This window comes from Mesorhizobium sp. M0166, from assembly GCF_040322255.1.
GTDB lineage: Bacteria > Pseudomonadota > Alphaproteobacteria > Rhizobiales > Rhizobiaceae > Mesorhizobium.
In genome coordinates this window covers 19,165-46,102 of the sequence record NZ_JAMYTD010000024.1, presented here as the reverse complement: position 1 = coordinate 46,102, position 26,938 = coordinate 19,165, and the positions used below count along the sequence as shown (strand labels likewise).

The following is a 26,938-nucleotide window of genomic DNA, read 5'->3' as shown; positions in this document are numbered from 1 at the left end:
TCTACTCCGCTGCGCCCAGATATTCCGACAGCGGCGGGCAGGAGCAGACAAGGTTGCGGTCGCCGGCGACGTTGTCGATGCGTGACACCGGCGGCCAGTATTTTGCCGCCGTATCGGCATCGCCGGCGGGGTAGGCCGCTTCCAGACGGGAATAGGGATGGGTCCACTGGCCGGCCAATGCCTCGGCGGCGGTGTGCGGGGCGTTGACCAGAGGATTGTCGGCCAACGGCCATTCGCCCCTCGCCACCTTGGCTGCCTCGCCGGCTATGGCGATCATGGCTTCGCAGAAACGATCCAGCTCGCGCTTGGGCTCGGATTCGGTCGGCTCGACCATCAGCGTGCCGGCCACCGGGAACGACATGGTCGGCGCGTGGAAGCCATAGTCGATCAGCCGCTTGGCGATATCGTCGACGCTGATGCCGGCGCTGTCCTTGAGCACGCGGGTGTCGAGGATGCATTCATGCGCGACGCGTCCGTTGCGCCCCTTGTAAAGCAGGGGGAAATGCTCGCCAAGCCGCGTCGCCACATAGTTGGCGGAGATGATCGCCGTCTCGGTCGCCTGCTTCAGGCCGGAAGCGCCCATCATGCGGATATACATCCAGGTGATCGGCAGGATCGAGGCACTGCCGAACGGTGCCGCCGCCACGGCATGGGCCGAGCCTTCGGTGACGTGGCCGGGCAGATATGGCTTCAGGTGCACCTTGACGCCGATCGGGCCGACACCGGGACCGCCGCCGCCATGCGGGATGCAGAAAGTCTTGTGCAGGTTCATGTGGCAGACGTCGGCACCGATATCGCCGGGACGGGCGAGGCCGACCAGCGCGTTGAGATTGGCGCCGTCGAAATAGACCTGGCCGCCATGGCTGTGGACGAGGGCGCAGAGGTCGCGCGCGCCTTCCTCGAAGACGCCATGCGTCGAAGGATAGGTGAACATCAGCGCCGCAAGGTTGTGCGAATGCTCGGCCGCTTTGGCCTGCAGGTCGGCCATGTCGATATTGCCGTCCTCCGTGCAGCGCACGACGACGACGCTCATGCCGGCCATGGCCGCGCTTGCCGGATTGGTGCCATGCGCTGAGGACGGGATCAGGCAGACGGTGCGATGGCCTTCGCCGCGCGACAGATGATAGCCGCGAATGGCGAGCAGCCCGGCATATTCGCCCTGGCTGCCGGCATTGGGCTGCAGGGTCACCGCGTCGAAGCCGGTGATCTCCGCCAGCCAGCCTTCCAGCTCGTCGATCATGGCGCGATAGCCTATCGAATGGTTTGCCGGGGCGAAGGGATGCAGGTTGGCGACATCAGGCCAGCTCACCGGCATCATTTCGGCGGCGGCGTTGAGCTTCATGGTGCAGGAGCCGAGCGGGATCATGGCGCGGTCGAGCGCCAAGTCCTTGTCGGCCAGCCGGCGCAGGAAGCGCATCATGTCGGTTTCCGAGTGGTTTTCGCGGAAGACGGGCTGGGTGAGGAACTCCTTGCCGCGCGGTTTTCCGGGCGTGGAACTGCCGGCGGCAACGCCGGACTTTGCGCCGAAAAGTGTTGCGATTGCTTCCAGATCGGCTTCGTTGGAGGTCTCGTTGAAGCTGATGCCGACATGGTCGGCGTCGATGACGCGCAGCAGCCGGCCGGTCTTTTCTGCGGCGGCGGCAATCGCGCCAGCTCTGCCCCTCACTTCCACGGTCACCGTGTCGAAGCGGCTTTCGCCGACCACCGAAACGCCCGCTGCCTTGAGGCCGGCGGCCAGGCGGTTGGCCAGCGTGTGGACGCGGCCGGCAATCGCCTGCAGCCCGGCAGGGCCGTGCCAGATCGCATAGGCCGTCGCCATATTGGCGAGCAGCGCCTGTGCGGTGCAGATGTTGGAGGTCGCCTTGTCGCGGCGGATATGCTGTTCGCGTGTCTGCAAAGCGAGGCGGTAACCGGGACGGCCCTTGCTATCCGTCGACTGGCCAACGAGCCGGCCGGGCATCAGCCGAGTCAGCCTGTCGGAGACGGCGCAATAGGCGGCGTGCGGTCCGCCAAAACCCATCGGCACCCCAAAACGCTGCATCGGGCCGACGGCGATGTCGGCGCCAAGCCTGGCCGGCGCATCGGTCAGCGTCAGGCCGAGCGGGTCGGCGATGAAGACGACCAGCGCGCCGGCAGCACGGGCCTTGTCGATCGCTGCCTTGTGATTGCCGTAGACGCCGAATGTATCGGGCCAGGAGACCAGCAGGGCGGCGGTGTTGTCGTCGATCACCTCGCCGTCGACCTCGATGCCAAGCGGCTCGGCGCGGGTGCGCACGACATCCAGCGTCTGCGGGTGCGGCGTGCCGGCCAGTGCCACCTTGGTGCGCTTGTCGCGATGATGGCGCAGCGCAATGCCGACAGCTTCGGCCACCGCCGTCGCCTCGTCGAGCAGCGAGGCCGACGCCACCGGCAGACCGGTCAGTTCCGTCACCAGCGTCTGGAAATTGAACAGCATTTCCAGCCGGCCCTGGCTGATCTCGGCCTGGTAAGGCGTGTAAGCCGTATACCAGGCCGGGTTCTCGAACAGGTTGCGCTGGATCACCGGCGGCACATGGACGCCATGATAGCCGGCACCGATGAAGCTCTTCAGCACCGTGTTCTTTGTCATCGTCGCCGCGAGCTCGGCCAGCGCTTCTGCTTCGCTTGCGGGGGCGGGCAGGGCCAGCGGCCGGTCGAGCCGGATCGACTTCGGCACTGCCTGGCTGATCAGTGTCTCGACCGAAGGAACGCCGATCGTCGCCAGCATGGCTCTGACGTCATGGAGGCCCGGGCCGATATGGCGAGCCGAGAAGGGGTAGGGTGCTGCGGTCATCTTCCTGGTCCTGCTATCAACCAATATGGGCTTTGTAGGCGGCTTCATCGAGGAGCCCGTCGAGTTGGCTCTCATTGGCCAGCTTCATCTTCCACAACCAGCCGTCGCCGGTTGCCGCCGAATTGACGAGCGAAGGATCCGATGACAGCGCGGTGTTGGCTTCGGTGATCTCGCCGTCCGCCGGCGCGTAGACGTCCGATGCCGCCTTGACCGATTCGACCACTACGGCCGTATCGCCCTTGGCCAGCTTTTTCCCCGGCTCCGGCAGCTCGACAAAGACGAGGTCGCCGAGCTGCTGCTGTGCGTAGTCGGTGATACCGACCGTGGCGATGCCGCCCTCGACGCGCAGCCATTCGTGATCTTCGGTGAAATAGGTCTTTGCCATTGAAATCATCCTTTGCGGTAGCGATGGGGCGTGAAGGGCAATGGGTGGATGTCGACCGGGATTTTCGTCCCGCGGACATCGGCGAACAGTTTTGCGCCGGATTTGGCAAGCGGCGTCTGGACGTAGCCCATGGCGACCGGATGACCGGCCGAGGGGCCGAAGCCGCCGGAGGTGACATGGCCGGCAGGGTTGCCGTCGGCATCGAAAAGGGCAGCACCGGCGCGCACCGGCTGGCGGCCTTCCGGCTTCAGGCCGACGCGTTTTTGCGCCGGGCCGCGCTCCAGGATGGCGCGCAGCGCATCGGCGCCGATGAAGGCGCCAGAGGCGCGCACCTCCTTGGGAATGGCCCACATCAGCCCGGCGCTGGCCGGATCGATCTCCGGCGTAATGTCCAGCCCATGCAGGCACAGTCCGGCTTCGAGCCGCAGGCTGTCGCGGGCGGCAAGGCCGACCCATATCACGCGCTCGTCCTCGAGCAGCTTGGCGACGAGGTTTCTTGCATCTGCTTCCGGCAGGCCGATCTCGAAGCCGTCTTCGCCGGTATAGCCGGACCGGCTCATGAACCATTTTTCGCGCGGCTCGATGCCGTGCATGAACACCAGCGAACCGGTCTCGATGCCGGCGCGGGAAAGGGCAGCCCACGCCTCGGGGCCCTGGATAGCCAGGAAGACGCGGTCGAGTGCGTCCACCTTCACGTCGAAATCGCCCTCTGCATCAAAATTCTTGGCCAGTGCGCGCAGATGCTTTTCGTCGGTGGCGGCGTTACCGGCATTGGCGACCATCATGAAGCGCTCTGCGCCGAGCCTGGTGACGATCAGATCGTCGAGTATTCCGGCGGCCTCATTGAGGAAGAACGTGTATTTGGACTGGGAAACCTCAAGCGCGCCGGCATCGAATGGGCAGGCGCGGTTCAGAAGCGCTGCAGCGCCCGGACCGCTGATTTCGAACAGCTTCATGTGCGAGATGTCGAACAGGCCGGCATGCTCGCGGCTGTGAAGGTGCTCTTTCATCACACCGGCCGGATAGGTCAGCGGCATCGACCAGCCGGCGAAGGCGCCAAAGCGCGCACCGGCTGCCACATGCAGATCTTCGAGGGGAAGGTGTTTGGTGTCGTCGCCCGTCATGTCATCTCCAGAGTCGCACGCAAGCGGCCGCGAATGGCGACCAGTCCGTGCCCCTCTGTCTGAAGCCTGAGAGACTCGCGCCCCGTAACTCTGTCGGCAGCGCTTACACCTTCGGCGCGGGGGCAAGCCCCGACTTTCCAGAGTGTCTTTCCCGTCTACGGTTCTTTTGCCTGAGAGATTTCGGGCGATTTCCCCTTCGGCGGCAGCTCTCGCTGCTCTCTCCCGCAAACAGGTAGGACTCGATCAAGAGCCCTCGACTCGTCATCCATAGCCCGTGGACGACATCTTGTCACCTGCCAGCGACGTTTTTACTGGCAAGTCTTCTGCGGGCCTTCTTTAGAGGCAAGACAGGCAAGCCTTCGCTAACCACGCCGCTTGCTGGTTTCTCAAGACCTTGCCGATATACCGGATAAGGGCCGGCAACCACCGGCGGCGGGCGGGGAAGAAAATGGGCGAATTGATCATGAGCGCGCCGGTGGCCGGGCTGACTTCGAAAAATCGGATCACGGCGGAAGACGTGATCATGCTGCGCCGCGAAGTGTTCGGCGACGGCGTGGTAACGCGCGGCGAGGCCGAGGCGCTGTTTGCGCTGGATGCGACGGCGAGGGACAAATGCGCCGAATGGCTCGAGTTTTTCGTCGAGGCCGTCACCGATTTCATCGTCCACCAGGAAAAGCCGGCGGGCTATGTTTCGCAGGACAATGCCGACTGGCTGATCCGGACGATTTCGCGCGACGGCATGGTCGACAGCCAGACCGAACTCGAGCTGCTGGTGCATGTGCTGGAAGTTGCCAAATCATCGCCGAGCACGCTTTCCGGCTATGCGCTGGAGCAGGTCGCTCATGCTGTCGTGGACGGCAAGGGGCCGCTGATGGCCGGCGGCAGGTTTATCCCTGGGTCGATTGCCAAGGCTGAGATCGAGCTGTTGCGCCGCATTCTTTACGCCTATGGCGGCGATGGCAACATCGCCATCAGCCGCGCCGAGGCCGAGGTGCTGTTCGAGATCAACGAGCGGACAGCGGCGGGTGACAACGATCCGTCCTGGAACGATCTGTTCGTCAAGGCGATCGCCAATTTCGTCATGTGTTCGGCCGGCTACGAACCGCCGGTGCGCGACGTGGCGCTGCGCCGGGATTCGTTCTTCGAGCAGGCCGATCCGGAGATCGGCAGTTTCTTCAGCCGTATGGTGTCGGGCGGCCTGTCCGGCATCATGGAGGCCTATCGTTCACCGGGCGACGTCGAGGCCGAATGGGAATCGAGGAACAAGGCAGCCGAGGCTCTGGCCCGCCGCGCCGAGACGGTCGATGCGGGTGAAGCGAAGTGGCTCGCCGAACACATCGGCGACCGGCCGCTGCATGAGAACGAGCGCGCGTTGCTGACGCTGATCAAGCACGCCTCGCCGGAAATCCATCCGGCGCTCAAACCGCTGATCGACAAGGTCGCCTGAACAAAAGCCACTAATTCGTCGGTCGTCAGATACCGCCGTACCAGTCATAGCCATTGTCCTCCCAATAGCCGCCTCTGCCGCCGCCGATATTGGCAAAGCCGTCGACCAGCTCGATCTTGTAGAGATATTTCGGCATCTTGTAGCCGAGTTGGCGCTCGACGCGGACGCGCAGCGGCGCGCCGTTTTCGACCGGCAACGGCTTGCCGTTGAGGCCATAGGCAAGGATCGTCTGCGGATGACGGGCATCGACCAGGTCGATCGAGCCGTAATATTTGATATCGCCGGCAAGGCTGCGGTCGATCGTATCGAGGCAGTGGAACATGACGTAGCGCGCCTGCGGCTTGACCACGGCCTGGTCGAGCACCAGCGACAGCGGCGTGCCGGTCCATTTGGCAATGCAGCTCCAGCCTTCGACGCAGTCGTGGCGGGTGGTCTGCGTGCGGCTCGGCATGGCCATCAGCTGCTCGCGGCTCAGCGACAGCGGTTTTTCGACGAGGCCTGAAACCTCCAGCCGCCAGTCGGCGAAATCGCTGGCGAGGAGGCCCTTGTAGTAGTCGTCGTCCGGTGCGGTGACACCGTTCGGCCGCTGCGGCTGGCGAATGTCGGCCTCGGTGAACTCCGGCGCCAGCGCATCACGGCCGGCAAGCAGCCGCTGCGCCCGCCAGGTCAGGCCATTGGCGCTTTCGAGGAAGCTACGCAGGCTGTCGCCGACGCCAAGCTGGCCGTCGAAGGCGTCGCAGCCCGACAGCATGATGCCGGAAAGGCCGAGGCTGGCCGAAGTCAGGAATTTCCTTCGGCTTATCTGTAGCTTGGGGCTGATCTCGAATTTCGCCATGTCAGGCACTCCTCTCTGGCGCATTGTCGCCATGTGCCGGCGGGTCGGTTCGGTACCAGCCGGTGATGATGGAGCGCAGCTCGTTGATCGGGCCGGCGGCCAGGATCATCAGGATGTGGATAATGAAGAAGGCGACGAGCAGCAGCATCACCGTGAAGTGGATGGTGCGCGCCGTCTGTCGGCCGCCGAGCACGTCGTTGAGGAACGGCAGCACCGAATCCATGCTCGGCGACATGGCAAGGCCCGTGATGATCATCAGCGGCAGCAGCACGAACAGCACGCCGCCATAGGCCATCTTCTGCAACGTGTTGTAGTCGCGCGTGTGATGGAATCTGAACCTGGCGTGCTCGACAATGTCTCGCGGCAGGCGCTTGAAATCCTCGAGGCGCGGAGCAAGATCGCGGCGCAGATGGCCGTTGATCAGGCTGGCGACCAGCCAGACCAGTAGCGTGGTGGTCAGCACCCAGGCAAAGAAGAAATGGACGACGCGCGCGGTGCCGAGATCGTAGTAGGAAGGGATCGTCGCCCAGGACGGGAAGGCGCGGGAGGTCTCCTGGCCGGCCGGACCCGACCAGCCGAGCACGCCAGTGGTATCGAGGCGCTTGCCGAAGATGTCGGTGTAGCCGCGCGGGCCGCTTGCGGTGTTCTCGGCGCCGATGGCGAAGATGGTGTTGTTGTAGCCAAAGCCCGACTCCTTGCCGACGTAGAGCTGCGGGCGGGCGTTGAAGATCTGCAAGCCGGAAAGCAGCATGAAGAACAGCGCGATCGCCCACAGCCAATGCGTCAGCCGCGTCCAGCGCGACTGGCGATAGATCAGCGTCGCATCGCTCGGCGCGGCGGTATCTGCTCCGGCGGCTTGGTTTCTGGCAAGCGATTCCATCTGTTGTTCCCTCCGGCCGCGTGTTCGCCGCGGCCTGTCAGATCTCTTCTCCTCCCAATACGTCGCCAGCTTAAGCGATGTTTCACCCGATCACGGAATTATTACGGATTGCCGAGGCTGACGGCGAGATTGACCGCGGCTGCCACGATGACCGTGTTGAAGAAGAAAGACAGGATCGAATGCACAAGCACGACACGGCGCATTTGCGAGGTCGTGATGTTGGTGTCGGCGGTTTGCGCCGTCATGCCGATCACAGTCGCAAAATAGAGGAAATCCGAGCCTTCCGGCCGTTTGCCGCCCGGGAAGTCGAGGCCGCCGACCGGAATTTTCTTTTTGGTGTCGCCATCTATCGCATCGCCGTCCATCCAGTAGAGATGCGCGTAGTGAAGTGCGGCCATGGCATGGATGGTCAACCAGCCAAGCGGGATGGACAGCAGCGCCACCGTAAGCTCGACGGCGTCCACGCCCTTCTCCCTGTTGATCAATTGAAACAACGAAATGATGGCAATAGCCACGACAACCAGAGTGACCGCGAAGATGGCCAGTACCGGCAGGTCGGTGTCGCCTGCATTCTTGCGCAGATAGCTGCCGGTAAGCCGCGGCATGTGGGCGATGACAAGAACGAGATAGGCGGCAAAGAACACATTGGCGCCGATCGAATAGGCAAGCGGCGCACGCCAGATCAGCGCTGCGCCGAAGGCTGCCACGCCGATGCATGCCGAGAGCGCGAACGGCGTGTGGCGTCGCAAAGGCATCTTGGTGGGGATACCGGTCGTCATGGTTCTCAGTCCGCTGACGCGGATTTCAGCGCTCGCCGTAGGATGCGGTCAAGCTCGCCCAGGAACCGCGAGCGATCCTGCGGCGCGAAGCTCGAATTGTAGCCCTTGCTTTCGCCGGTCTCGCGCAGATGCTGCTTGAGATCGCGCATTGCCACCGCCATGCCAATCGTTTCCGGCGTAAACGGGCGTCCCGTCGGGCCGAGCACATGGGCGCCAAGCGCCACCGCGCGGGCGGCAAGCGGGATGTCGGCGGTCACCACGATGTCGTTGGGCCGGGCATTGTCGACGATCCAGTCGTCGGCGGCGTCGGCACCCTTGGAGACGACGACATTGCGGATCATCGGATCGCGCGACGGACGCAAGCCGCCATTGGAGACGAAGGTGACGACGATGCCGTGCCGTTCGGCGACTTTTTCGACCTCGGCCTTCACCGGGCAGGCGTCAGCATCGACGAGAATGGCGGGTGCGGGCATCGTTGTTCCAAATGTGAAAGAGCCGGGCGATGTCGCCCGGCTCGATCGATGATAATGCATGTCGCGCAAAAGTGTGCAGCGGTTTCGCGACAACGACATGCATAAAAACAAGAACCTAAAGCGCGTCGCATGAGGCCAGTCGAACGCGACGCGCTTTAGTCGAGCGGCTACTAGGCCGGCAACGCGCCGGACCTCTTGGCCGTCCAGGTGGCGATATAGTCCATCAGGCCGGGATTGAGGCAATCATAAGGTTCGAGCCCGATCGACTTCAGCTGTGACCTTATGCCGTCCATGCGGCTCGGATCGACACCGGATTCGATGATCGACGAAACAAAGGCGGTGAAGCCCGGCGGCGACCAGCCGTCCTCCTGGAAGCGCTCGGGATGAATGAAGGACAGCCCCTTGAAAGCGTGGTCGCGCTCGACCGGGCCGTGCATGTGGACGCCGCAGCCGGTACAGGCATGGCGCAGGATCAGCGCGCCCGGATCGACGACCTTCAGCTTGTCGCCGTTTTCGGTCACCGTCACGTCGTTTGTAGCGGCAACCGCCACGACCGAGAACAATGCGCCTTCCGGCTTCCAGCATTTGGTGCAGCCGCAGGCATGGTTGTGGGCGATCTGGCCCTTGACCTTCACCTTGACCGGGTTGCTGGTGCAGGCGCAGACCAGCGTGCCGCCGGCAAAGTCGGGCTTTTCCCGGGGCAGTCCATTGTCGATTTTAGGATGCAGTTTTTCCGGCATTTTTGTCTCCTCCCGTTTTGAACATCTGCATTTTTCGGCCGCTGGCTGGTTAGCCGGCGGCTTTCTCCTCCTCAGTAAACCACCACGCTCCTGATCGACTTGCCTTCATGCATCAGGTCAAAGCCCTTGTTGATGTCCTCGAGCTTCAGCGTGTGGGTGATCATCGGATCGATCTCGATCTTGCCGGCCATGTACCAGTCGACGATCTTCGGCACGTCGGTGCGGCCGCGCGCGCCGCCGAAGGCGGTGCCCATCCAGGTGCGGCCGGTGACCAGCTGGAACGGCCGCGTCGAGATCTCCTGGCCGGCGCCGGCAACGCCGATGACGACCGACTTGCCCCAGCCGCGATGCGACGATTCCAGCGCTTGGCGCATGACTTTGGTGTTGCCGGTGCAGTCGAACGTGTAGTCGGCGCCGCCGATCTGGTCGGCGCCGCGCTTGGTCATGTTGACGAGATGAGCCACGACATCGCCGTCGATCTCCTTCGGATTGACGAAATGCGTCATGCCGAATTTCTCGCCCCATTCCTTCTTGTCGTTGTTCAGGTCGACGCCGATGATCATGTCGGCGCCGGCTAGGCGCAGGCCCTGGATGACGTTGAGGCCGATGCCGCCGAGGCCGAAGACGACGGCCGTCGCGCCTTGCTCGACCTTGGCCGTGTTGATCACAGCGCCGATGCCGGTGGTGACGCCGCAGCCGATGTAGCAGATCTTGTCGAACGGCGCGTCGGCATTGACCTTGGCCACCGCGATCTCGGGCAGCACTGTGAAGTTGGAAAAGGTCGAGCAGCCCATATAGTGGAACAGCTTGTCCTTGCCGATCGAGAAGCGCGAGGTGCCGTCCGGCATCAAGCCCTGTCCCTGCGTGGCGCGGATGGCGGTGCACAGGTTGGTCTTGCGCGACAGGCAGGACGGGCACTGCCGGCATTCCGGCGTATAGAGCGGGATGACATGGTCGCCCTTCCTGACCGAGGTGACGCCCTTGCCGACGTCGACGACGATGCCGGCGCCTTCATGGCCGAGGATCGCCGGAAACAGGCCTTCCGGGTCGGCACCCGACAGCGTGAACTCGTCGGTGTGGCAGATGCCGGTTGCCTTGATCTCGACCAGCACCTCGCCATCACGGGGACCTTCGAGGTCGACCTCCATGATCTCCAGCGGCTTTCCGGCGGCGACGGCGACAGCGGCGCGCGTTTTCATCAGGCAATCCTCCCATGGCAGTCTGCAATCCCGGTTAGATTTAACTTACCATTCAGCTCTGCGCTATGCACGAAGCGACGTTCTGATCCCGGATTTTCGTCAGCGCCCGCCGATTTGCATCCGGGATAGGCCCGACTTTGCCTTGACCGGCCCCCTGAAGCCCATAAAACGGGAAGCCCGTAAAAGACGGGCAGCCGAGGGACGAGGCCTGCATGTTCTCAAAGATCCTGGTCGCCAACCGTGGCGAGATCGCCTGCCGCGTGATCAAGACGGCGCGCAAGATGGGCATCGCCACCGTCGCGGTCTATTCCGACGCCGACCGCGACGCCGTGCATGTCGAAATGGCCGACGAGGCGGTGCATATCGGGCCTTCGCCTGCTGCGCAAAGTTATCTGGTCCCGGAAAAGATCATCGCCGCCTGCAAGACGACAGGGGCCGAAGCCGTGCATCCCGGCTATGGCTTCCTGTCGGAGCGGGCATCCTTCTGCGAAGCGCTGGAGCAGGAAGGCATCGTCTTCATCGGCCCGAAGCCCAAGGCCATCAAGGCGATGGGCGATAAGATCGAATCGAAGAAGTTCGCCAATGCGGCCAAGGTGTCGACGGTGCCCGGCTGGCTCGGCGTCGTCGAAAACGCCGCCCATGCCGAAAGGATAGCCGGTGAAATCGGCTATCCCGTGATGATCAAGGCCTCGGCCGGCGGCGGCGGCAAGGGCATGCGCATCGCCTGGAGCAAGGCAGAGGTGCGCGACGGCTTCGACCGGGCGCGCTCGGAGGCCAAAAGCTCGTTCGGCGATGACCGCGTCTTCATCGAAAAATTCATCGTCGACCCGCGCCATATCGAAATCCAGGTGCTCGCCGACGCGCATGGCAATACGCTCTATCTCGGCGAGCGCGAATGCTCGATCCAGCGCCGCAACCAGAAGGTCGTAGAGGAGGCGCCGTCGCCCTTCCTCGATGCCAAGACCCGCAAAGCCATGGGCGAGCAGTCGGTGGCGTTGGCCAAGGCGGTCGACTACCAGAGCGCCGGAACGGTCGAATTCATCGTCGATAGCGACAAGAACTTCTATTTCCTGGAAATGAACACGCGGCTGCAGGTCGAGCATCCGGTGACGGAACTCGTCACCGGCATCGACCTGGTCGAGCAGATGATCCGCGTGGCAGCCGGCGAAAAGCTCGCCATCAAGCAGAGCGACGTCAAGCTGAACGGCTGGGCGGTGGAAAGCCGCCTCTATGCCGAAGACCCCTATCGCAATTTTCTGCCGTCGATCGGCAGGCTGACGAAATACCGGCCGCCGGAAGAGGGAAAATTCGGCGAAATCGTCATCCGCAACGATACCGGCGTCACCGAAGGCTCGGAAATTTCGATGTTCTACGACCCGATGGTCGCCAAGCTGTGCACCTGGGCGCCGACGCGGCTGGCGGCGATCGATGCGATGTCGGAAGCGCTGGATAGCTTCGTCGTCGACGGCATCGAGCATAACATCCCGTTCCTGGCGGCGCTGATGCAGCATCTGCGCTGGCGGGAAGGGCGGCTGTCCACCGCTTTCATCGCCGAGGAATACCCGGACGGCTTCGCGCCGATCGTGCCAGACGCCGAGGAGAAAGCGGTGCTGGCGGCGATCGCAACTGCGGTCGAACTTCTGCGCCGCGACCGGCTGGACCGGCTGGGCGGGCGGCTGGCGCCGCATTCGGGCGCCTTGAAACGCGATTGGGTGGTGAAGATCGGCCGGGATTATCTTTCGCTCGCCATCGTCGAAGGCATGATTTCCGTTCCGATGGAGCTCGATCTCACAATCGACGGCGGCAAACCGCTGACCGTGGCATCCGACTGGCGGCCGGGCGATCTCATCTGGCGCGGCACGGTCGGCGGTCGCAAGGTCGCGGCGCAGGTCAGGCCGGTACTGAACGGGTTCCGCATCGCCTGGAAAGGCATGTCGGTGACAGCCCGCGCCATGCTGCCGCGCACTGCCGAACTCGAAAGGCTGATGCCTGAAAAAATCGCGCCGGACACTTCGAAGATGCTGCTCTGCCCAATGCCCGGGCTCGTCGTGTCGATCGCCGTTGTCGAGGGGCAGGAGGTCAAGGCCGGCGAGACGCTTGCAGTGGTCGAAGCGATGAAGATGGAAAACGTGCTGCGCGCCGAGCGCGACCTCATCGTCTCGAAGCTCAACGCCAAGCCCGGCGACAGCCTTGCCGTCGATGCGGTGATCATGGAATTCGCGTGAGGGTGAAAAAAACCGCCTGAGGCTAGCCTGGGACGTTGGAGATTAGCGAAAGCCGAGGTGACGGCCAATCTCCCCCCTCGTGGGGGAGATGTCCGGCAGGACAGAGAGGGGCGCGAAGAAACGCGACCAGACAATTCGTTGGGCAACGAGACAGAATTCGCATTTTTTTGCCGCCACAACGTATTTTGTTCTTGCTTTGTGCCGGCAACTATGCTACTAATTTGGGTATGGTGCTAATTGGCTCCAACGACCCGCCTTTGAGGCGGGTTTTGTGTTTCCTGGCCCGAGGTTGGCGGGACAGCGCCCCTCTCTGTCCTGCCGGACATCTCCCCACGAGGGGGGAGATCGGCAGTTGCGGCGGCTGCTCTAAACGTCCAAAGCTCCAATCGCTACCGCTGGACTCGTGTTACCGGGTGCCGGACAATACATCTTCATCGACTGAGTCCTTGTGAGGCGGCGCGAAAAAACCATGGCGGATGAGAGACTTCCACGCGATCCCTTGCTGCGCGAAGCCTATGCAAAGGCGTCGCGGGCGGAGGCGGCGGCGCGTCGGTTCATTCATCTGCGCGTGCATTCGGCCTATTCGCTGCTCGAAGGTGCGTTGCAGCTCGGCAAGATCGTCGGCCATGCGGTGCAGGACGAATGCCCGGCAATCGCCGTCACCGACACCAATAATCTGTTCGGCGCACTGGAATTCGCCCAGAAGGCGGTAAAGGACGGTATCCAGCCGATCATCGGCTGCCAGATCGACCTCGCCTTTTCCGGCGAGGCGAGCGACAGCCAGCGCGACCGCAGGCGGCAAGGACCGGAGATGCGGCCGGTCGTCCTGATCGCCGCAACCGAGGCCGGCTACGGCAATCTGGTCAGGCTGGTCAGCCGCGTCTACCTCGAGACACCGCCCGGCGAAGCGGTGCATCTGACGAGCGGGATGCTGCAGGGCCACTCCGACGGTCTGATCTGCCTTACCGGCGGGCCGCGCGGGCCGATCGGCACCGCCTTGAAAGAGGATCGCCGCGAACTCGCCGAGACCCGGCTGCTGGCGCTCAAGGGCCTGTTCGGCGACCGGCTCTATGTCGAGCTTGAGCGGGTGTCCGGCTACGACCGTGCGATCGAGCAGTCGTCGGTCGATCTCGCCTACCGCCATGATCTGCCGTTGGTTGCCACCAACGAGGCGTTTTTCTTCTCTCGTGAAGACTATGACGCGCATGATGCGTTGATCGCCATCGCCGAAGGCTCCGTGGTTGCAGCCGACAATCGCCGCCGCCTTTCGCCCGACCACTTCCTGAGAAGCCAGGCCGACATGGCGAGGCTGTTCGCCGACCTGCCGGAAGCAATCGACAACACCGTCGAGATCGCATTGCGCTGCTCGTATTACCCGAAGACGCGCAATCCGATCCTGCCGCGCTTTGCCGGCCGCGATGTCGCCGACGCCGATGCTGCGGTCAAGGCGGAGGCGCAGGAGCTTGCCAGGCAGGCGCATGAAGGGCTGGAGGCGCGGCTGGCGGCGCACGGGCCGACGCCCGGCTATACCGTCGAGCAATATCGCGAGAGGCTGGATTTCGAGCTCGGCGTCATCGAGAAGATGAAATATCCCGGCTATTTCCTGATCGTTGCCGACTTCATCAAATGGGCAAAGACGCAAGGCATTCCGGTCGGCCCGGGCCGCGGTTCGGGCGCCGGCTCGCTGGTTGCCTATGCCACGACCATCACCGACATCGATCCGCTGCGCTTTTCGCTGCTGTTCGAGCGCTTCCTCAATCCCGACCGCGTGTCGATGCCCGACTTCGACATCGACTTCTGCCAGGACCGGCGCGAGGAGGTCATCCGCTACGTCCAGCAGAAATACGGCCGCGACCAGGTCGGCCAGATCATCACCTTCGGGACACTGCAGGCGCGCGCGGTGCTGCGCGACGTCGGCCGCGTGCTGCAGATGCCATATGGGCAGGTCGACAAGCTGAGCAAGATGGTGCCGTCGAACCCGGCCAATCCGGTCAAGCTCGCCGACGCCATCGCCAACGAGCCGCGCTTTGCCGAAGAGGCGGAGCGTGAGCCGATCGTGCAGACGCTGCTCGACACGGCGCAGAAGCTGGAAGGTCTCTACCGCCACGCCTCGACGCACGCCGCCGGCATCGTCATCGGCGACCGGCCGTTGTCGGAACTGGTGCCGATGTACCGCGATCCGCGCTCGGACATGCCGGTCACGCAGTTCAACATGAAGTATGTCGAGCAGGCCGGGCTGGTGAAATTCGACTTCCTTGGCCTGAAGACGCTGACGGTGCTGGACAGGGCCGTCAAGCTGATCCGCCGCCGTGGCATCGAGATCGATCTCGCCCACATTCCGCTCGACGACCCGGAAACCTACGCCATGCTGTCGCGCGGCGAGGTGGTCGGCGTGTTCCAGGTGGAAAGTGCCGGCATGCGCAAGGCGCTGATCGGCATGCGGCCCGACTGTATCGAAGACATTATCGCGCTGGTCGCGCTCTACCGGCCGGGGCCGATGGAGAACATCCCGACCTACAATGCCAGAAAGCACGGCGAGGAGGAGATGGCGTCGATCCACCCGAAGATCGACCATCTCGTCAAGGAGACGCAGGGCGTTATCGTCTACCAGGAACAGGTGATGCAGATCGCGCAGGAGCTCTCCGGCTATTCGCTGGGCGAAGCCGATCTGCTGCGTCGCGCCATGGGCAAGAAGATCCGCGCCGAGATGGACAAGCAGCGCGAGCGCTTTGTTTCGGGTGCCGTCGAGCGCGGCGTCGGCAAGCCGCAAGCCGACTTCATCTTCGACCTGCTGGCAAAGTTTGCCGACTACGGTTTCAACAAATCGCATGCCGCCGCCTATGCCGTCGTCTCCTACCAGACCGCCTATCTGAAGGCGCATTACCCGGTCGAGTTCCTGGCCGCGTCGATGACGCTCGACATGGGCAATACGGACAAGCTCGCCGATTTCCGCCAGGATGCGCTGCGCCTCGGTATCGAAGTAGTGGCGCCGTCGGTGATGACGTCATTCCGGGATTTCGAGGTCGGCCAGAACCGCATTTTCTATTCGCTGGCCGCGCTCAAGGGCGTCGGTGACGCGGCGGTCGAGCACATCGTCGCCACGCGCGGCGAAAAACCGTTCAAGAGCCTCGCCGATTTCTGTGAAAGGGTCGATCCGAAGATCGTCGGCAAGCGCGTCTTCGAAAGCCTGATCATGGCCGGCGCGCTCGACTGCTTCGGTCATGACCGCGCGGCGATGATGGCTGGCGTCGAGCGGATGATGGGGCTGGCGTCGCTGGCGCAGCAGAATGCCGTCACCGGCCAGCACGACATCTTTGGCGCCTCGCTCGGCGCACAGTCGCAGGCGCTCAACCTGCCGACGACCGATCCCTGGCTGGCCGCCGACCGCCTGCACCGTGAATTCCAGGTGGTCGGGTTCTATCTCTCGGCGCATCCGCTCGACGAATACAAGGCGGCGCTGCAGAAAATGCGGGTGCAGACCTGGGGCGAGTTTTCGGCGGCCGTCAAACGCGGTGCTGCCGCCGGCCGGCTCGCCGGTACCGTCACCACCAAGCAGGAGCGCAAGACGCGCACCGGCAATAAGATGGGCGTCGTGCAGTTTTCCGACACGTCAGGCCAGTATGAAGCGGTGCTGTTTTCCGAGGGGCTGGCGCAATACCGCGACCTGCTCGAACCCGGCCGCTCGGTGGTGATCACCGTTTCGGCCGAGGACAGGCCTGAAGGCGTCAATCTGCGCATCCAGACCGTGCAGTCGTTGGAGGACGAGGCAAGCCGTATCCAGAAAGCGTTGCGCATCTTCGTCAGAAATGACGCTCCGGCATCGACAATCCAATCGCAGCTTGGCCAACGTGGCGACAGTCAGGTGAGCATCATCGTCATCAAGGAAGGCGGCGAGGGCGAGGTCGAGATCGAGTTGCCCAACCGCTACCGCGTATCGCCGCAGATAGCGTCGGCGATGCGGGCGGTGCCGGGCGTGGTCGAGGTGGAACTGGTCTAAGAGTTAGCGCACGCTTATGAAGCGGCGATCTCCGCCGGTTGCGGTGCTCTCCGCTGCAGGTTGAGCAGATTGCCCATCAGGATCAGCAGGGCGCCACCAGCGGTGAAGGCGTCGATCTGCTCGTGATAGAGCAGCCATCCGATCACCGCCGACAGCGGCACGCGCAAAAAGTCCATTGGCGAGATGACCGTCGCATCGGCATAGACAAGTGCACGGGCCATGCAGAAATGCGACGACATGCCGGTAAAGGCGATCAGCAGGATCCACGGCCAGAGCTCGAGCGGCGGGTTTTGCCATTCGTATAGCGCCGGGACAAGGCCAAGCACCGACTGGATGATCAGCATCCAGAAGATAATGCGCACGACGCTGTCCGTCCGCGTCAGCGACTTGACGAGGACCACCGAGATGCCGAAGCAGACCGCGGCTCCCAGCACGATAACATGCCCCGGATTGACCGCGCCGACGCCCGGACGCACGATGATCACAACGCCGACCAGCCCGAGCACGATCGCCGCGAGCCGTGGCCGGGAGAGCCTTTCGCCGAGGAAAGCGACCGCCAGCAAAGCGGTCCAGATCGGCGTCGTGAATTCGATCGAGATCAGTACCGCAAGCGGGATCAGCGTCAGGGCGTAGAGCCAGGCAGCCTGGCCGGTATAGTGGACGACGTTGCGGGCGATATGGGCCAGCGGACGCCCGGTGCGCATCGCCGCAAAACCGCCTGACATCATGACCAGCGGCAGCAGGATGAAAAAGCCGATCACCGAGCGCAGCTCGAGCACCTGGAAGACGTTGAGTTCGGCCGTCGTGGCCCGGCCGGCCACCGACATCGCCAGGAACGAGGCGATCGACAGCGCCATCCAGAACGCGGCCTTGGGGATCGAGGGTGCGGGTGCCATGCGGCTATGTCGCAAGCCGGAGCGCTCATCGCAACCGCTAGCCGGCGCATTCGGCTGGGCCAGCCGTGCAGCGTTGCACAGTGATGTTGAAGCCGGAACCCGCCGCTGTGGGAAGCGTTGGTCCTTCAGTGTTTGCGTGCTGTGTTTTGGATACCAACGAGGAGCGGCCCGATGAAATCACTTGCACGATTTGTACTTGCCGGCTGCCTGACGGCCGGGGCTGGCGTAGCGCATGCCGACGATCCGGATTTTCTTCGCTCGTTCCAGGGGAATTTCGCCGGTAAAGGCATCGTCAAGGTGACCACTGATGCGCCGACGGTGAATGTCTCATGCCGCTTCAATTCCGACGCGACGTCGAGCTCGTTGTCGCTCGACGGCAGTTGCCGCGGTCTTATCGTGGTAACGCGCGCCATCAGCGCGGATCTCAGGTCCAGCGGGACGAAATACAGCGGTACCTATGTCGGATCGCGCACCGGGCCGGCGCAATTGAGCGGCAGCCGCTCCGGCAACGCGATCAATCTCGGCATCCGTTGGGCCAAGGAGGTCAATGGCGATCGCACGGCGCAAATGACGGTCGAGAAGAACGGCAAGGACGGCATGCGGCTGACCGTTATCGACGTCGACCCGAAAACCGGCGAGCGCGTGATTACCACCCGGATCGATCTGCGGCGCACCTGACTATCACTCCTCGACCGGTTCGGGCGGATGGGCATCGCGGCCCTTGCCGAAGGTATAGCCGGTCTCCACCGCCCTGCGGCCGAACTTGCCGCGCAGCGTGTCGATGGCGCCTTCGGCCATGGCGCGCTTACGTGACTGGACGTCGACCAGGTCGGGCGGGTCCGCCCGGTCGTCGTCGGAGAGATCGCTGACGCCAATACCGAGCAGCCGGTATTTCGTGCCATCCGCTTCCTTGCGCAGCAGCTCGAGCCCGGTCTGAAAGATGCGGTCGGCCAGCCGGGTCGGATCGCCGAGCTGGCGATTGCGCGTGCGGATCTTGAAATCCTGGGTCTTCAGCTTGAGGACGACGGTGCGTCCGGCCATGCCGGATTTTTTCAGCCGGGCCGAGACTTTTTCCGACAGCGCCCTCAGCACCGAAACCAGTTCGTCGACGGAGGAGATGTCGGTGTCGAAAGTGGTTTCCGCCGAGACGCTTTTCGCATCCTGGTCGGGAACGACGCGACGGTCGTCCTCGCCGCGCGAAAGCCGGTAGAGCCGGTCGCCCATGACGCCATAGCGGCGCATCAGGTCGCCGCGCTCCATGCGCTGCAACTGGCCGATGGTGCGGATGCCGTCGCGCTCGAGCGTGGCGGCAAAGGCCTTGCCGACCCCCCAGATCAGCGTTACCGGCTGCTCGGCCAGGAAGCCGATAGCCTCGGCCTCGCCGATCACCGAAAAGCCGCGCGGCTTGCGGAAGTCCGACGCCACCTTGGCCAGGAACTTGCAGTAGGAAAGGCCGGCAGAAACGGTGATGCCGATCTCCTTTTCGACGCTGAGCGCGAAGCGCGCCAACACCACCGCGGGCGGCAGGCCATGCAGGCGCTCGGTGCCGGCGAGGTCGAGAAAGGCCTCGTCGATCGAGAGCGGCTCGACCAGCGGCGTCAGCGCCTGCATCATGGCGCGCACCTCGCGGCCGACGCGCACGTATTTCTCCATGTCCGGCGGGAGGACCACCGCGTCCGGGCAGGCTTCGAGCGCCTTGAACATCGGCATTGCCGAGCGCACGCCATGGATGCGGGCGATGTAGCATGCGGTGGAGACGACGCCGCGCTTGCCGCCGCCGATGATCAATGGCCGGTCCTTCAGCGCCGGGTTGTCGCGCTTTTCGACCGCCGCGTAGAACGCGTCGCAATCGATATGGGCAAGGCGCAGCCGGTAAAGCTCGGGATGGCGGGCGAGCCGTGGACTGCCGCAGCGCTCGCAACGGCGTGCCTCGCTGCGCTGAAAACTCAGGCAGTCGCGGCAAAAACCGTGTTCGGGATTGTTGACAGGAGCCGCCATCGCTGCGAACATAAAGAGAACAAATGCAATGGTACGTCACGACGGACGCCACGACAAGGCGGTGGGCCGGGAGAGAGCTCATGAATACGACCATAGCGCCGCTAGTGCCCGAGCTTTGGGCGGATTTCGAAGATCTTTTCGGTAAGCAAGGCGCCTGCTACGGCTGCTGGTGCACACATTTCCGGCTGTCGCCGGCAGCGCGCCGCGCGAGCAACCGGGAGCGGAACAAGGACCACATCAAAGCCCGGATCGAGGCCGGACCACCACCTGGCCTGCTGGCCTTCGAGGACGGCAAGGCGGTCGGCTGGATGCAGATCGGCCCGCGCGCCGACGTGCCCGAGTGGAATAACCAGGGCCGGGGGTCGGCGCCGCTCGACCCCGCCGATGCCAGCGATCCAGACGTCTGGGCGATCTCCTGCTTTTTCATCCGCGCCAAGGCACGCGGCAGGGGCCTGTCGCACCGCCTGGTCCAAGGCGGCATCGACTTCGCACGGGAAAATGGCGCGCGGCTGCTCGAGGCCTGCCCGATCGACCTGTCGAAGGATTCGCGCTCGATCGGGCTGTTCGTCGGCTCGTCGCGGGTCTTCGAAAAGGCCGGGTTCCAGCGATTGATCGAACGCAAGCCGGGCCGGCCGCTGGTGCGGCTGGTGCTTTAGCTGGTCGTGTCGTGGCTGTAACAGTATCTTGCGATCAATCTCGAAGCGACTTTGAGTTCAGTGGTCGAAAATGGGGGTTAACATGAAGCGTGTTTTGCCATTTGTTTTGCTGCTTGCATTCGGTACGCCAAGCTGGGGGCAGGCCATCGATAGTCAGGGTGCGAAGCAACTTTCGGATGATCTGTCGCGTTACATTGGCAAGAAGGCGCTCGACAGCGGTATTTTGAAGATCTCGACCGACGGCGATGCCTATCGGATAGCCTTCGATTTCAACGCCCTCATTAGGGCAAATCGCAACAATGACCCTCTGACATTCAATCTCGCGCCCTTTGCGATGCTGGTCAAACCGCGCAGTGACGGAAGCTGGAGTGTGTCGTCAGATCTAGCATCCAACGCTTTTGTCGATCTCCAGGGACCGCAAGGGGTGCGTTTCTCCGTCTCCGGCTCCGCGTTCAGCGGCATCTACGATCCGGGGCTGACGGCGTTCACCAGCGGAGCCGGCTCGATGGCCGGCATGCAAGTGACGTCCAGAGATCCCAAGGAGCCGATGGACCTCAGCATTGGCGCCGGCACGTCGACCTTGAACGCTAGCAAATCCGCAGGCGGCGGCGTCGATTTTGCCATGACACAGACGATCGCTGATTTCGTCGAAACGGCCATTGTCGATGAAGGCGGGACGGGGCTGAAAGTGCCAGTCACGATGAAGTCACCGAGGGTGTCGGCCGAGATTACCGGAAATGGCGTGCGTACGAAGGCGTTCCTCGATCTTCTCGGTTTTGCCATCGCCAATCAGGACGAAGCTTCACTGAAGGCAAACCAGGCTGAGCTCAAATCTCTACTGACAAGCGCATTGCCCCTTTGGGAACGATTGGAAGAGTCCTACCGCTTTGAGGGCCTGACCTTTGCAACGGCTGTGGGTGATTTCCGGCTCAGTGATTTGAGCGCAACGACCAGCATCGGCGGCATCTCCAGCCATGGAAAGATTGACTACAGCATCACGGCGGCAGGGCTGACTGTTCCTCAGCAGCTCTTACCAAGCTGGAGCGCCGCCTTGCTGCCAACCGATCTCGAATTGAACATCGGAGGCGACAACATTGATCTCGACACGATGGCGAAAAAAGCGATCGAAGCCTTTGATCTCAATAAGGATCCGCCGCTGTCGGACGAGTTTGGCGATGCCCTGGTCGCCGATTTCATGGCCAACAACCCGAAGATCGTGCTCGAGCACAGCATAGCCAAGAATGGCAACGTCGAAGTTGCCGTGGAAGGGAAGATGACGTTCCCGGGCATGAAGCCGGAGGCGACGATGACAGTACATGTCGCGGGCTATGACAAGATCGTGGAGTCCCTGCAGACGGCGGCCAAGACCGAACCGGAAGCGGCACAGTATTTCCCGTTCGCACTCGCCGTCAAAGGATTCGGCAAGGAACTGCCGGATGGTCGACTGGAATGGGTCGTCAACGCCAAGGCAGACGGTTCGGTCACGGTCAACGGCGCCATGCTGAAGCCGGCCGATGCCGTTCAGGACAACCCCATCATGGACCCAAGCGATGTTACCGTTCCGGATCATGGCTCGGGCGAGAATGACAATGGCGGGGCAGGGGCGAAGTTGAAACCCTAAGCGCCGAGCTTGGAGCGGTTCATCGTTTCACGGAAACGCCGAACCGCTCCATGTCTTTGTTTTTGCACAATTCCGGACGGAAAACCGTTTCACACTTTTCCTGGAATTGCTCTAGAACCGGCTGGCGTTAACGCCCGAGTGCGCTCGCGGTTTTCGCCGCGGCGATCTGTCCGCTGTCTCGGGATCGTTCCTTATATCGAATGCTCATGATTGTCGTCGCCGAGCGGCAGCGCCCGCAATGCCTTGCCGACTGCGACGGGCGGCGTTCCGGTCTCCTCGGAAAAACGCATCAGGGTCGGCTCGTGGGCAAGGATGAACTGCAGCACGCCGGCCAGGAATCCCGGCTCGCCGGCCGCCCTGCGGATGGAATGGGCTTCGATGCCGGTGATCGCCAGGAAGCGGGGCAGAAGTTCCGGATCGGCGGCGACGAAGCCCAACGCCTTTACGGCGATCGTTTCCGCTTCCTCGCGCATTGACGCTGCGTTTGCCATCGCTACCTTCCTTCATGGGCGGAATCGTTCTGTTTTCGCAGTAGTGGCAAGTGTCGCCGGCAGCAAGCTCGCCGACCTGGAATCCGAACGCTTTTCGGGCGGCCGGTTTCCGTTTCGTCAATCATATTGCCGTATAGTGGGAACAGGTTTGGTGCGTGCCGACAAGGGGCGCATGACGGCACCCTTCGAGTGGAAGGTCAGCCGGGACGGGAAATCGATGCCAAAGAAGGTTATGATCGTCGAAGACAACGAGCTCAACATGAAGCTCTTTCGCGACCTCATCGAAGCGAGCGGCTACGAGACGGTGCGCACACGCAACGGCCTGGAAGCGCTGGATCTGGCGCGGAAGCACAGGCCGGACCTCATCCTGATGGACATCCAGCTGCCCGAAGTGTCGGGCCTCGAGGTGACCAAATGGCTGAAGGAGGACGATGATCTCCACGTCATCCCGGTCATCGCCGTCACCGCCTTCGCGATGAAGGGCGACGAGGAGCGCATCCGCCAGGGCGGCTGCGAGGCATATATCTCCAAGCCGATCTCGGTGCCGCGTTTCATCGAAACCATCAAATCCTACCTGGGCGATGCCTGATGTATCTTTCCAGCCGAGCCGGAGCTTTGTGAAATGACCGCGCGGATCCTCGTCGTCGACGACATCCCAGCCAATGTCAGGCTGCTGGAGGTTCGGCTGCTCGCCGAATATTTCGAGGTCCTGACCGCCACCAACGGGCCGGATGCGATCGAGATCTGCGAGAACGGCAAGGTCGACGTCGTGCTGCTCGACGTGATGATGCCCGACATGGACGGGTTCGAGGTCTGCCGGCGGCTGAAGGGCGACCCGGCGACATCGCACATCCCGGTCGTGATGATCACCGCGCTCGACCAGGTTTCGGATCGGGTGCGCGGCCTCGAGGCCGGCGCTGACGATTTTTTGACCAAGCCGGTCAACGATCTGCAGCTGATGACGCGCGTCAAGAGCCTGGTCAGGCTGAAGTCGCTGACCGACGAGCTGCGGCTGCGCGCCTCGACGACACGCAATATCGGCATCGAGGAGCTTTTGAGCCGCAACTTCGCTACTGACGATGCGGTGCCCAAGGTGCTGCTGGTCGACGAGCGCAAATCCTCGTTCGAGCGCATCCAGAAGATGCTGCGCGGCAGTGCCGATCTCGACGTCGCCACCGATCCGCATGCCGGCTTCTTCCAGGCCGCCGAGCTGCCCTACGAATGCGTGATGATCTCGACGGCCTTTGCCGATTTCGACCCGCTGAGGCTCTGCTCGCAATTGCGCTCGCTTGATCGCACCCGTTTCCTGCCAATCATCCTTCTGGCGGACGAGGGCGAGGAGGGGCGTATCATCCGCGGCCTCGAACTCGGCATCAACGATTATCTGATGCGGCCGATCGACCAGCAGGAGCTGACGGCGCGGCTGCGCACGCAGGTGCGTCGCAAGCGCTACAACGACCAGCTTCGCGCCAGCGTCACCCAGACCATCGAGATGGCGGTGACCGATGCCCTGACCGGCCTGCACAACCGCCGCTATCTCGACAGCCATTTGCAGACGCTGTTCGACCGCGCCGTGGCACGGCGCCGGCCGCTGTCGGTGATGATCACCGATCTGGACCGCTTCAAGAGCATCAACGACGCGCATGGCCATGACGGCGGCGACGACGTGCTGCGCGAATTCGCGCGGCGGCTGCGCAAGAATGTGCGCGGCATCGACCTGGCCTGCCGCTTCGGCGGTGAGGAGTTCGTCGTGGTGATGCCGGACACCGACGGCGCGGTAGCCGAAAAGGTCGCCGAGCGCATTCGCGCCGAAATCGCCCAGCTGCCGTTTGCCGTCGGCACCGAAGGCAAGGCCGTCGAAGTCACCGTCAGCGTTGGCGTGTCGTCGGTGCTGAAAGGGGTAGACACGGTCTCGGCGCTGATGAAACGCGCCGACCTCGCGCTCTACGAAGCCAAGAGCGGCGGCCGCAATCGCGTCGTCGCCAAGGCGGCTTAGCACCGAACAGCAATTGCCCGGTCAACGCGACAAGGTTACGAATTTACCTTAATCCAAGCGATTTGCGAGGCTTGGTTAAGAAACGGTTGATTTCTATAAGTTGTTGCGCAAATGTGCAGCCCTTAGACGTAACCGGCACGAGGCTAGATCGCCGGTTCGACCCGAAGAATACCCCATGATGCTCAGGTCCGCCGCATCTCCTGGGTCCGTGGGGTCGGCCGGCCGGCGCTGGCACATAGTGGCCTCCTCGTACCGCTGCCAAACGCCGGCCGGCCCCCAATTTTCAAAACACATCAGGATTCTGCGTCAACATCCCGAAGATGCTGGGTTTTTGCCGCGGCAGCGACAGCGCCCTTTGAAATAGCCGGCTGGGCAGAGCGTATGCGCCCGCAGTCGGTTGACAGGGTCTGTCTTCTATGCAGAAATTGGTTGGACCATTGAGCCATTTGGTGACCCGTTGGCATGACCGAATTCGGCCTTTCCCCCATACAGGCAACTGCTCGTGACGACGCGGTGCTCAAGGCGCTGGCCGGCTTTGTGATACGGGAAGCTCTCGGGCCCGGCCAGAGACTGCCGACCGAACGCATCCTTGCCGAGCGCCTCAAGGTGAGCCGCAACACCGTGCGCGAGGCGCTGACGCGCTGGGAAGGGCTCGGCCTGGTCGAACGGCGGCAAGGCAGCGGCACCTATCTCAAGGGAGTGGTCTCGCTGGACATGATGCACATGCCGCTGACGCTGGCCGGCGGCAATGATTTCACCAGCCTAATGCAGACGCTGGAAATCCGCCGGGCACTGGAAGCGGAAGCAGCAGCCCTTTGCGCCGTCCGCGCGGGCCAGGCCGAGATCGCCGAGATCGCGCGCAAGCTCGACGTCATGGAGCAGGCCTTTCACACGCGCGCCGGCATGTCGGCGGAGGAGGACTGGGAATTCCACCAGTCGATCTATCGCACGTCCGGCAATCCACTGTTCGAGCAGATCATCGCCGCCATGCACGAACTGTTCCATCGTTTCTGGGAGCATCCGCTTGGCGTGCGCGACTTCGGCCACGCCAGCTTTCCTTACCACCGCACGATCTACGAACGCATCGCCACGCACGATCCGGAGGGAGCCCGGGCCGAGGCGCTCAAGCTGATCGCCACCGTCGAGGACGATCTGAAGCGCGGTGCGGCCAAACTCAAACTTTCGGGCCAGAAATGAGCGACCATCCCGCCGATTTCGAAAACGACTATCTCGCCGAGGCGGCGACGCTTCTCGCCCATGACGAGCCTTTCCCCGGCGGCGCGGTGGTACCGCCGATCTACCAGACTTCGCTCTTCACCTTCGCCAATTATGCCGAGATGGCCGACACATTCGCGGGCAGGCGACGCCAGCCGATCTATTCGCGTGGCGACAACCCGACGGTCATGGAGTTCGAGGCGCGCGTCGCCGCTCTCGAAGGGGCGGAGGCCGCGCGCGGCTTTTCCAGCGGCATGGCGGCGATCAGCGCCACGGTGCTTGCTTTCGTCGGTGCCGGCGAGCGCATGGTCGTCGTGCGCAATTGCTACGGCGATGCCTACCGGCTGTTCGAGCGGCTTTTGCCACGGCTCAACATCAAGGTCGACTATGTCGACGGTTCCGATCCGGACACGGTCGCCGCGGCACTTCCCGGCGCCAAGCTGCTCTACCTGGAAAGCCCGACGTCGATGATGTTCGAGCTTCAGGACATAACGCATCTGGCGCGGCTGGCCAAAGAGCAGGGCATCATCACCTCGATCGACAATTCCTGGGCGACCCCGGTGTTCCAGAAGCCGATTTCGCACGGTGTCGACCTGGTGCTGCATTCGGCTTCGAAATATCTCGGCGGCCACAGCGATACCGTCGCCGGTGTGGTGGCCGGTTCGGCGGCCCATATCCGACATATCAACGAGCAGACCTATTCCTATCTCGGCGGCAAACTTTCGCCTTTCGAGGCCTGGCTGTTGCTGCGCGGCCTGCGCACATTGCCGCTGCGGTTGCCGCATCACATGAAGAGCGGGCTGACCATCGCCGAACGGCTGAAGGCGCATGGCCATGTCGAGCGGGTCAACCACCCGGCCTATTCCAACCATCCAGGCAAGGCGACGCTTGCCGGCTATGCCGGGCTGTTCTCGTTCGAAGTGACGGAAGACATCGACATCCCGGCTTTCGTCGATGCGCTGAAGCTCTTTCGAATCGGCGTCAGCTGGGGCGGCCATGAGAGCCTGGTCGTTCCGGCAAAGGCCTCGCTCGAGCAGACGCCGGGCCTGAATTCGATGGCGCGCTTCGGCGTCAGCCCCCGAACCATCCGCTTCAGTGTCGGATTGGAAAGTGTCGAAGACCTGTGGGCGGATGTTGCCCAGGCCTTCGACAGAGCAAAAAGATAAAGG

The 26,938-nt window shown here is 63.1% G+C and carries 22 protein-coding genes and 1 riboswitch; of the genes, 10 read left to right on the top strand and 12 right to left on the bottom strand.

The window, feature by feature from the left end; all coding sequences use genetic code 11:
* Position 1: 1 nt before the first annotated feature.
* The 3 genes from gcvP to gcvT are packed head-to-tail and all read right to left on the bottom strand — an operon-like array spanning position 2 to position 4,321.
* Entirely contained in the window at positions 2–2,812 is a 2,811-nt protein-coding gene (gene gcvP, locus NKJ46_RS23275; protein ID WP_352667935.1) for an aminomethyl-transferring glycine dehydrogenase, read from the bottom strand.
* 16 nt (positions 2,813–2,828) lie between these two features.
* Positions 2,829–3,197, bottom strand: a complete 369-nt coding sequence (gene gcvH / locus NKJ46_RS23270) for a glycine cleavage system protein GcvH (RefSeq protein WP_352667933.1) — start codon at positions 3,195–3,197, stop codon at positions 2,829–2,831.
* 5 nt (positions 3,198–3,202) lie between these two features.
* Positions 3,203–4,321, bottom strand: coding sequence for a glycine cleavage system aminomethyltransferase GcvT (gcvT, locus tag NKJ46_RS23265; protein WP_352667931.1), 1,119 nt, complete (start codon positions 4,319–4,321; stop codon positions 3,203–3,205).
* A gap of 148 nt (positions 4,322–4,469) precedes the next feature.
* A riboswitch (glycine riboswitch) is annotated at positions 4,470–4,556 on the bottom strand.
* 213 nt (positions 4,557–4,769) lie between these two features.
* Here gcvT and NKJ46_RS23260 point away from each other — a divergent pair.
* Positions 4,770–5,768, top strand: a complete 999-nt coding sequence (locus NKJ46_RS23260) for a hypothetical protein (RefSeq protein WP_352667929.1) — start codon at positions 4,770–4,772, stop codon at positions 5,766–5,768.
* Between the two features lie 25 nt (positions 5,769–5,793).
* On the opposite strand, the gene NKJ46_RS23255 is transcribed toward NKJ46_RS23260, so the two are convergent.
* From NKJ46_RS23255 to NKJ46_RS23230, 6 genes are all read right to left on the bottom strand, one after another.
* Positions 5,794–6,603 carry a molybdopterin-binding protein gene (locus tag NKJ46_RS23255; RefSeq protein ID WP_352667926.1) on the bottom strand — a complete coding sequence of 270 codons (810 nt, stop codon included), beginning with the start codon at positions 6,601–6,603 and terminating at the stop codon, positions 5,794–5,796.
* 1 nt (position 6,604) lies between these two features.
* Positions 6,605–7,483 (bottom strand): cytochrome b/b6 domain-containing protein, encoded by an 879-nt coding sequence (locus NKJ46_RS23250; protein WP_352667924.1) that lies wholly within the window; start codon positions 7,481–7,483, stop codon positions 6,605–6,607.
* 101 nt (positions 7,484–7,584) lie between these two features.
* Positions 7,585–8,262, bottom strand: a complete 678-nt coding sequence (locus tag NKJ46_RS23245; protein WP_352667923.1) for a DUF1345 domain-containing protein — start codon at positions 8,260–8,262, stop codon at positions 7,585–7,587.
* Between the two features lie 5 nt (positions 8,263–8,267).
* On the bottom strand, positions 8,268–8,735 hold the full coding sequence (locus NKJ46_RS23240) for a YaiI/YqxD family protein (RefSeq protein ID WP_352492737.1): 468 nt from the start codon (positions 8,733–8,735) through the stop codon (positions 8,268–8,270).
* Between the two features lie 170 nt (positions 8,736–8,905).
* On the bottom strand, positions 8,906–9,475 hold the full coding sequence (gfa, locus tag NKJ46_RS23235) for an S-(hydroxymethyl)glutathione synthase (RefSeq protein WP_352667921.1): 570 nt from the start codon (positions 9,473–9,475) through the stop codon (positions 8,906–8,908).
* A gap of 71 nt (positions 9,476–9,546) precedes the next feature.
* Positions 9,547–10,674, bottom strand: coding sequence for an S-(hydroxymethyl)glutathione dehydrogenase/class III alcohol dehydrogenase (locus NKJ46_RS23230; RefSeq protein WP_352667919.1), 1,128 nt, complete (start codon positions 10,672–10,674; stop codon positions 9,547–9,549).
* 212 nt (positions 10,675–10,886) lie between these two features.
* On the opposite strand from NKJ46_RS23230, the gene NKJ46_RS23225 reads away from it, so the two are divergent.
* Positions 10,887–12,899: an acetyl-CoA carboxylase biotin carboxylase subunit gene (locus tag NKJ46_RS23225; RefSeq protein ID WP_352667917.1), complete on the top strand. Its 2,013-nt coding sequence runs from the start codon at positions 10,887–10,889 to the stop codon at positions 12,897–12,899.
* Positions 12,900–13,368: 469 nt separating this feature from the next.
* Positions 13,369–16,896: a DNA polymerase III subunit alpha gene (gene dnaE, locus NKJ46_RS23220; protein ID WP_352667915.1), complete on the top strand. Its 3,528-nt coding sequence runs from the start codon at positions 13,369–13,371 to the stop codon at positions 16,894–16,896.
* A 14-nt stretch (positions 16,897–16,910) separates the two neighbouring features.
* Here dnaE and NKJ46_RS23215 read toward each other — a convergent pair whose 3' ends face one another.
* Positions 16,911–17,792 (bottom strand): DMT family transporter, encoded by an 882-nt coding sequence (locus NKJ46_RS23215; protein ID WP_352667913.1) that lies wholly within the window; start codon positions 17,790–17,792, stop codon positions 16,911–16,913.
* A gap of 171 nt (positions 17,793–17,963) precedes the next feature.
* Between NKJ46_RS23215 and NKJ46_RS23210 the strand changes: the two genes are divergently transcribed.
* Entirely contained in the window at positions 17,964–18,470 is a 507-nt protein-coding gene (locus NKJ46_RS23210; protein WP_352667911.1) for a hypothetical protein, read from the top strand.
* A gap of 3 nt (positions 18,471–18,473) precedes the next feature.
* Here NKJ46_RS23210 and NKJ46_RS23205 read toward each other — a convergent pair whose 3' ends face one another.
* Positions 18,474–19,802, bottom strand: a complete 1,329-nt coding sequence (locus NKJ46_RS23205; RefSeq protein ID WP_352667909.1) for a DNA polymerase IV — start codon at positions 19,800–19,802, stop codon at positions 18,474–18,476.
* 68 nt (positions 19,803–19,870) lie between these two features.
* On the opposite strand from NKJ46_RS23205, the gene NKJ46_RS23200 reads away from it, so the two are divergent.
* Positions 19,871–20,446 (top strand): GNAT family N-acetyltransferase, encoded by a 576-nt coding sequence (locus tag NKJ46_RS23200; RefSeq protein WP_352667908.1) that lies wholly within the window; start codon positions 19,871–19,873, stop codon positions 20,444–20,446.
* A gap of 82 nt (positions 20,447–20,528) precedes the next feature.
* The gene (locus NKJ46_RS23195) at positions 20,529–22,067 is read left to right on the top strand and encodes a hypothetical protein (protein ID WP_352667906.1); all 1,539 of its coding nucleotides are present in this window, start codon (positions 20,529–20,531) and stop codon (positions 22,065–22,067) included.
* A 191-nt stretch (positions 22,068–22,258) separates the two neighbouring features.
* On the opposite strand, the gene NKJ46_RS23190 is transcribed toward NKJ46_RS23195, so the two are convergent.
* The gene (locus NKJ46_RS23190) at positions 22,259–22,558 is read right to left on the bottom strand and encodes a DUF3572 domain-containing protein (RefSeq protein ID WP_352667903.1); all 300 of its coding nucleotides are present in this window, start codon (positions 22,556–22,558) and stop codon (positions 22,259–22,261) included.
* Between the two features lie 172 nt (positions 22,559–22,730).
* On the opposite strand from NKJ46_RS23190, the gene NKJ46_RS23185 reads away from it, so the two are divergent.
* From NKJ46_RS23185 to NKJ46_RS23170, 4 genes are all read left to right on the top strand, one after another.
* Complete coding sequence (locus NKJ46_RS23185) at positions 22,731–23,147, top strand: response regulator (protein ID WP_352493125.1); 417 nt, start codon at positions 22,731–22,733, stop codon at positions 23,145–23,147.
* Between the two features lie 33 nt (positions 23,148–23,180).
* Complete coding sequence (locus NKJ46_RS23180; protein WP_352667901.1) at positions 23,181–24,554, top strand: PleD family two-component system response regulator; 1,374 nt, start codon at positions 23,181–23,183, stop codon at positions 24,552–24,554.
* 462 nt (positions 24,555–25,016) lie between these two features.
* Entirely contained in the window at positions 25,017–25,751 is a 735-nt protein-coding gene (locus NKJ46_RS23175) for a FadR/GntR family transcriptional regulator (protein ID WP_352667899.1), read from the top strand.
* Positions 25,748–26,935 carry a PLP-dependent transferase gene (locus tag NKJ46_RS23170; RefSeq protein WP_352667898.1) on the top strand — a complete coding sequence of 396 codons (1,188 nt, stop codon included), beginning with the start codon at positions 25,748–25,750 and terminating at the stop codon, positions 26,933–26,935. The genes NKJ46_RS23175 and NKJ46_RS23170 overlap by 4 nt, the downstream gene beginning before the upstream one ends.
* Positions 26,936–26,938: the final 3 nt, after the last annotated feature.

What these genes read in the sequence shown, in the direction of transcription:
- gcvP (WP_352667935.1), bottom strand. Translation starts at nt 2,812, where the DNA reads ATGACCGCAGCACCCTACCCCTTCTCGGCTCGCCATATCGGCCCGGGC.
- gcvH (WP_352667933.1), bottom strand. Translation starts at nt 3,197, where the DNA reads ATGGCAAAGACCTATTTCACCGAAGATCACGAATGGCTGCGCGTCGAG.
- gcvT (WP_352667931.1), bottom strand. Translation starts at nt 4,321, where the DNA reads ATGACGGGCGACGACACCAAACACCTTCCCCTCGAAGATCTGCATGTG.
- NKJ46_RS23260 (WP_352667929.1), top strand. Translation starts at nt 4,770, where the DNA reads ATGGGCGAATTGATCATGAGCGCGCCGGTGGCCGGGCTGACTTCGAAA.
- NKJ46_RS23255 (WP_352667926.1), bottom strand. Translation starts at nt 6,603, where the DNA reads ATGGCGAAATTCGAGATCAGCCCCAAGCTACAGATAAGCCGAAGGAAA.
- NKJ46_RS23250 (WP_352667924.1), bottom strand. Translation starts at nt 7,483, where the DNA reads ATGGAATCGCTTGCCAGAAACCAAGCCGCCGGAGCAGATACCGCCGCG.
- NKJ46_RS23245 (WP_352667923.1), bottom strand. Translation starts at nt 8,262, where the DNA reads ATGACGACCGGTATCCCCACCAAGATGCCTTTGCGACGCCACACGCCG.
- NKJ46_RS23240 (WP_352492737.1), bottom strand. Translation starts at nt 8,735, where the DNA reads ATGCCCGCACCCGCCATTCTCGTCGATGCTGACGCCTGCCCGGTGAAG.
- gfa (WP_352667921.1), bottom strand. Translation starts at nt 9,475, where the DNA reads ATGCCGGAAAAACTGCATCCTAAAATCGACAATGGACTGCCCCGGGAA.
- NKJ46_RS23230 (WP_352667919.1), bottom strand. Translation starts at nt 10,674, where the DNA reads ATGAAAACGCGCGCCGCTGTCGCCGTCGCCGCCGGAAAGCCGCTGGAG.
- NKJ46_RS23225 (WP_352667917.1), top strand. Translation starts at nt 10,887, where the DNA reads ATGTTCTCAAAGATCCTGGTCGCCAACCGTGGCGAGATCGCCTGCCGC.
- dnaE (WP_352667915.1), top strand. Translation starts at nt 13,369, where the DNA reads ATGGCGGATGAGAGACTTCCACGCGATCCCTTGCTGCGCGAAGCCTAT.
- NKJ46_RS23215 (WP_352667913.1), bottom strand. Translation starts at nt 17,792, where the DNA reads ATGGCACCCGCACCCTCGATCCCCAAGGCCGCGTTCTGGATGGCGCTG.
- NKJ46_RS23210 (WP_352667911.1), top strand. Translation starts at nt 17,964, where the DNA reads ATGAAATCACTTGCACGATTTGTACTTGCCGGCTGCCTGACGGCCGGG.
- NKJ46_RS23205 (WP_352667909.1), bottom strand. Translation starts at nt 19,802, where the DNA reads ATGTTCGCAGCGATGGCGGCTCCTGTCAACAATCCCGAACACGGTTTT.
- NKJ46_RS23200 (WP_352667908.1), top strand. Translation starts at nt 19,871, where the DNA reads ATGAATACGACCATAGCGCCGCTAGTGCCCGAGCTTTGGGCGGATTTC.
- NKJ46_RS23195 (WP_352667906.1), top strand. Translation starts at nt 20,529, where the DNA reads ATGAAGCGTGTTTTGCCATTTGTTTTGCTGCTTGCATTCGGTACGCCA.
- NKJ46_RS23190 (WP_352667903.1), bottom strand. Translation starts at nt 22,558, where the DNA reads ATGGCAAACGCAGCGTCAATGCGCGAGGAAGCGGAAACGATCGCCGTA.
- NKJ46_RS23185 (WP_352493125.1), top strand. Translation starts at nt 22,731, where the DNA reads ATGACGGCACCCTTCGAGTGGAAGGTCAGCCGGGACGGGAAATCGATG.
- NKJ46_RS23180 (WP_352667901.1), top strand. Translation starts at nt 23,181, where the DNA reads ATGACCGCGCGGATCCTCGTCGTCGACGACATCCCAGCCAATGTCAGG.
- NKJ46_RS23175 (WP_352667899.1), top strand. Translation starts at nt 25,017, where the DNA reads ATGACCGAATTCGGCCTTTCCCCCATACAGGCAACTGCTCGTGACGAC.
- NKJ46_RS23170 (WP_352667898.1), top strand. Translation starts at nt 25,748, where the DNA reads ATGAGCGACCATCCCGCCGATTTCGAAAACGACTATCTCGCCGAGGCG.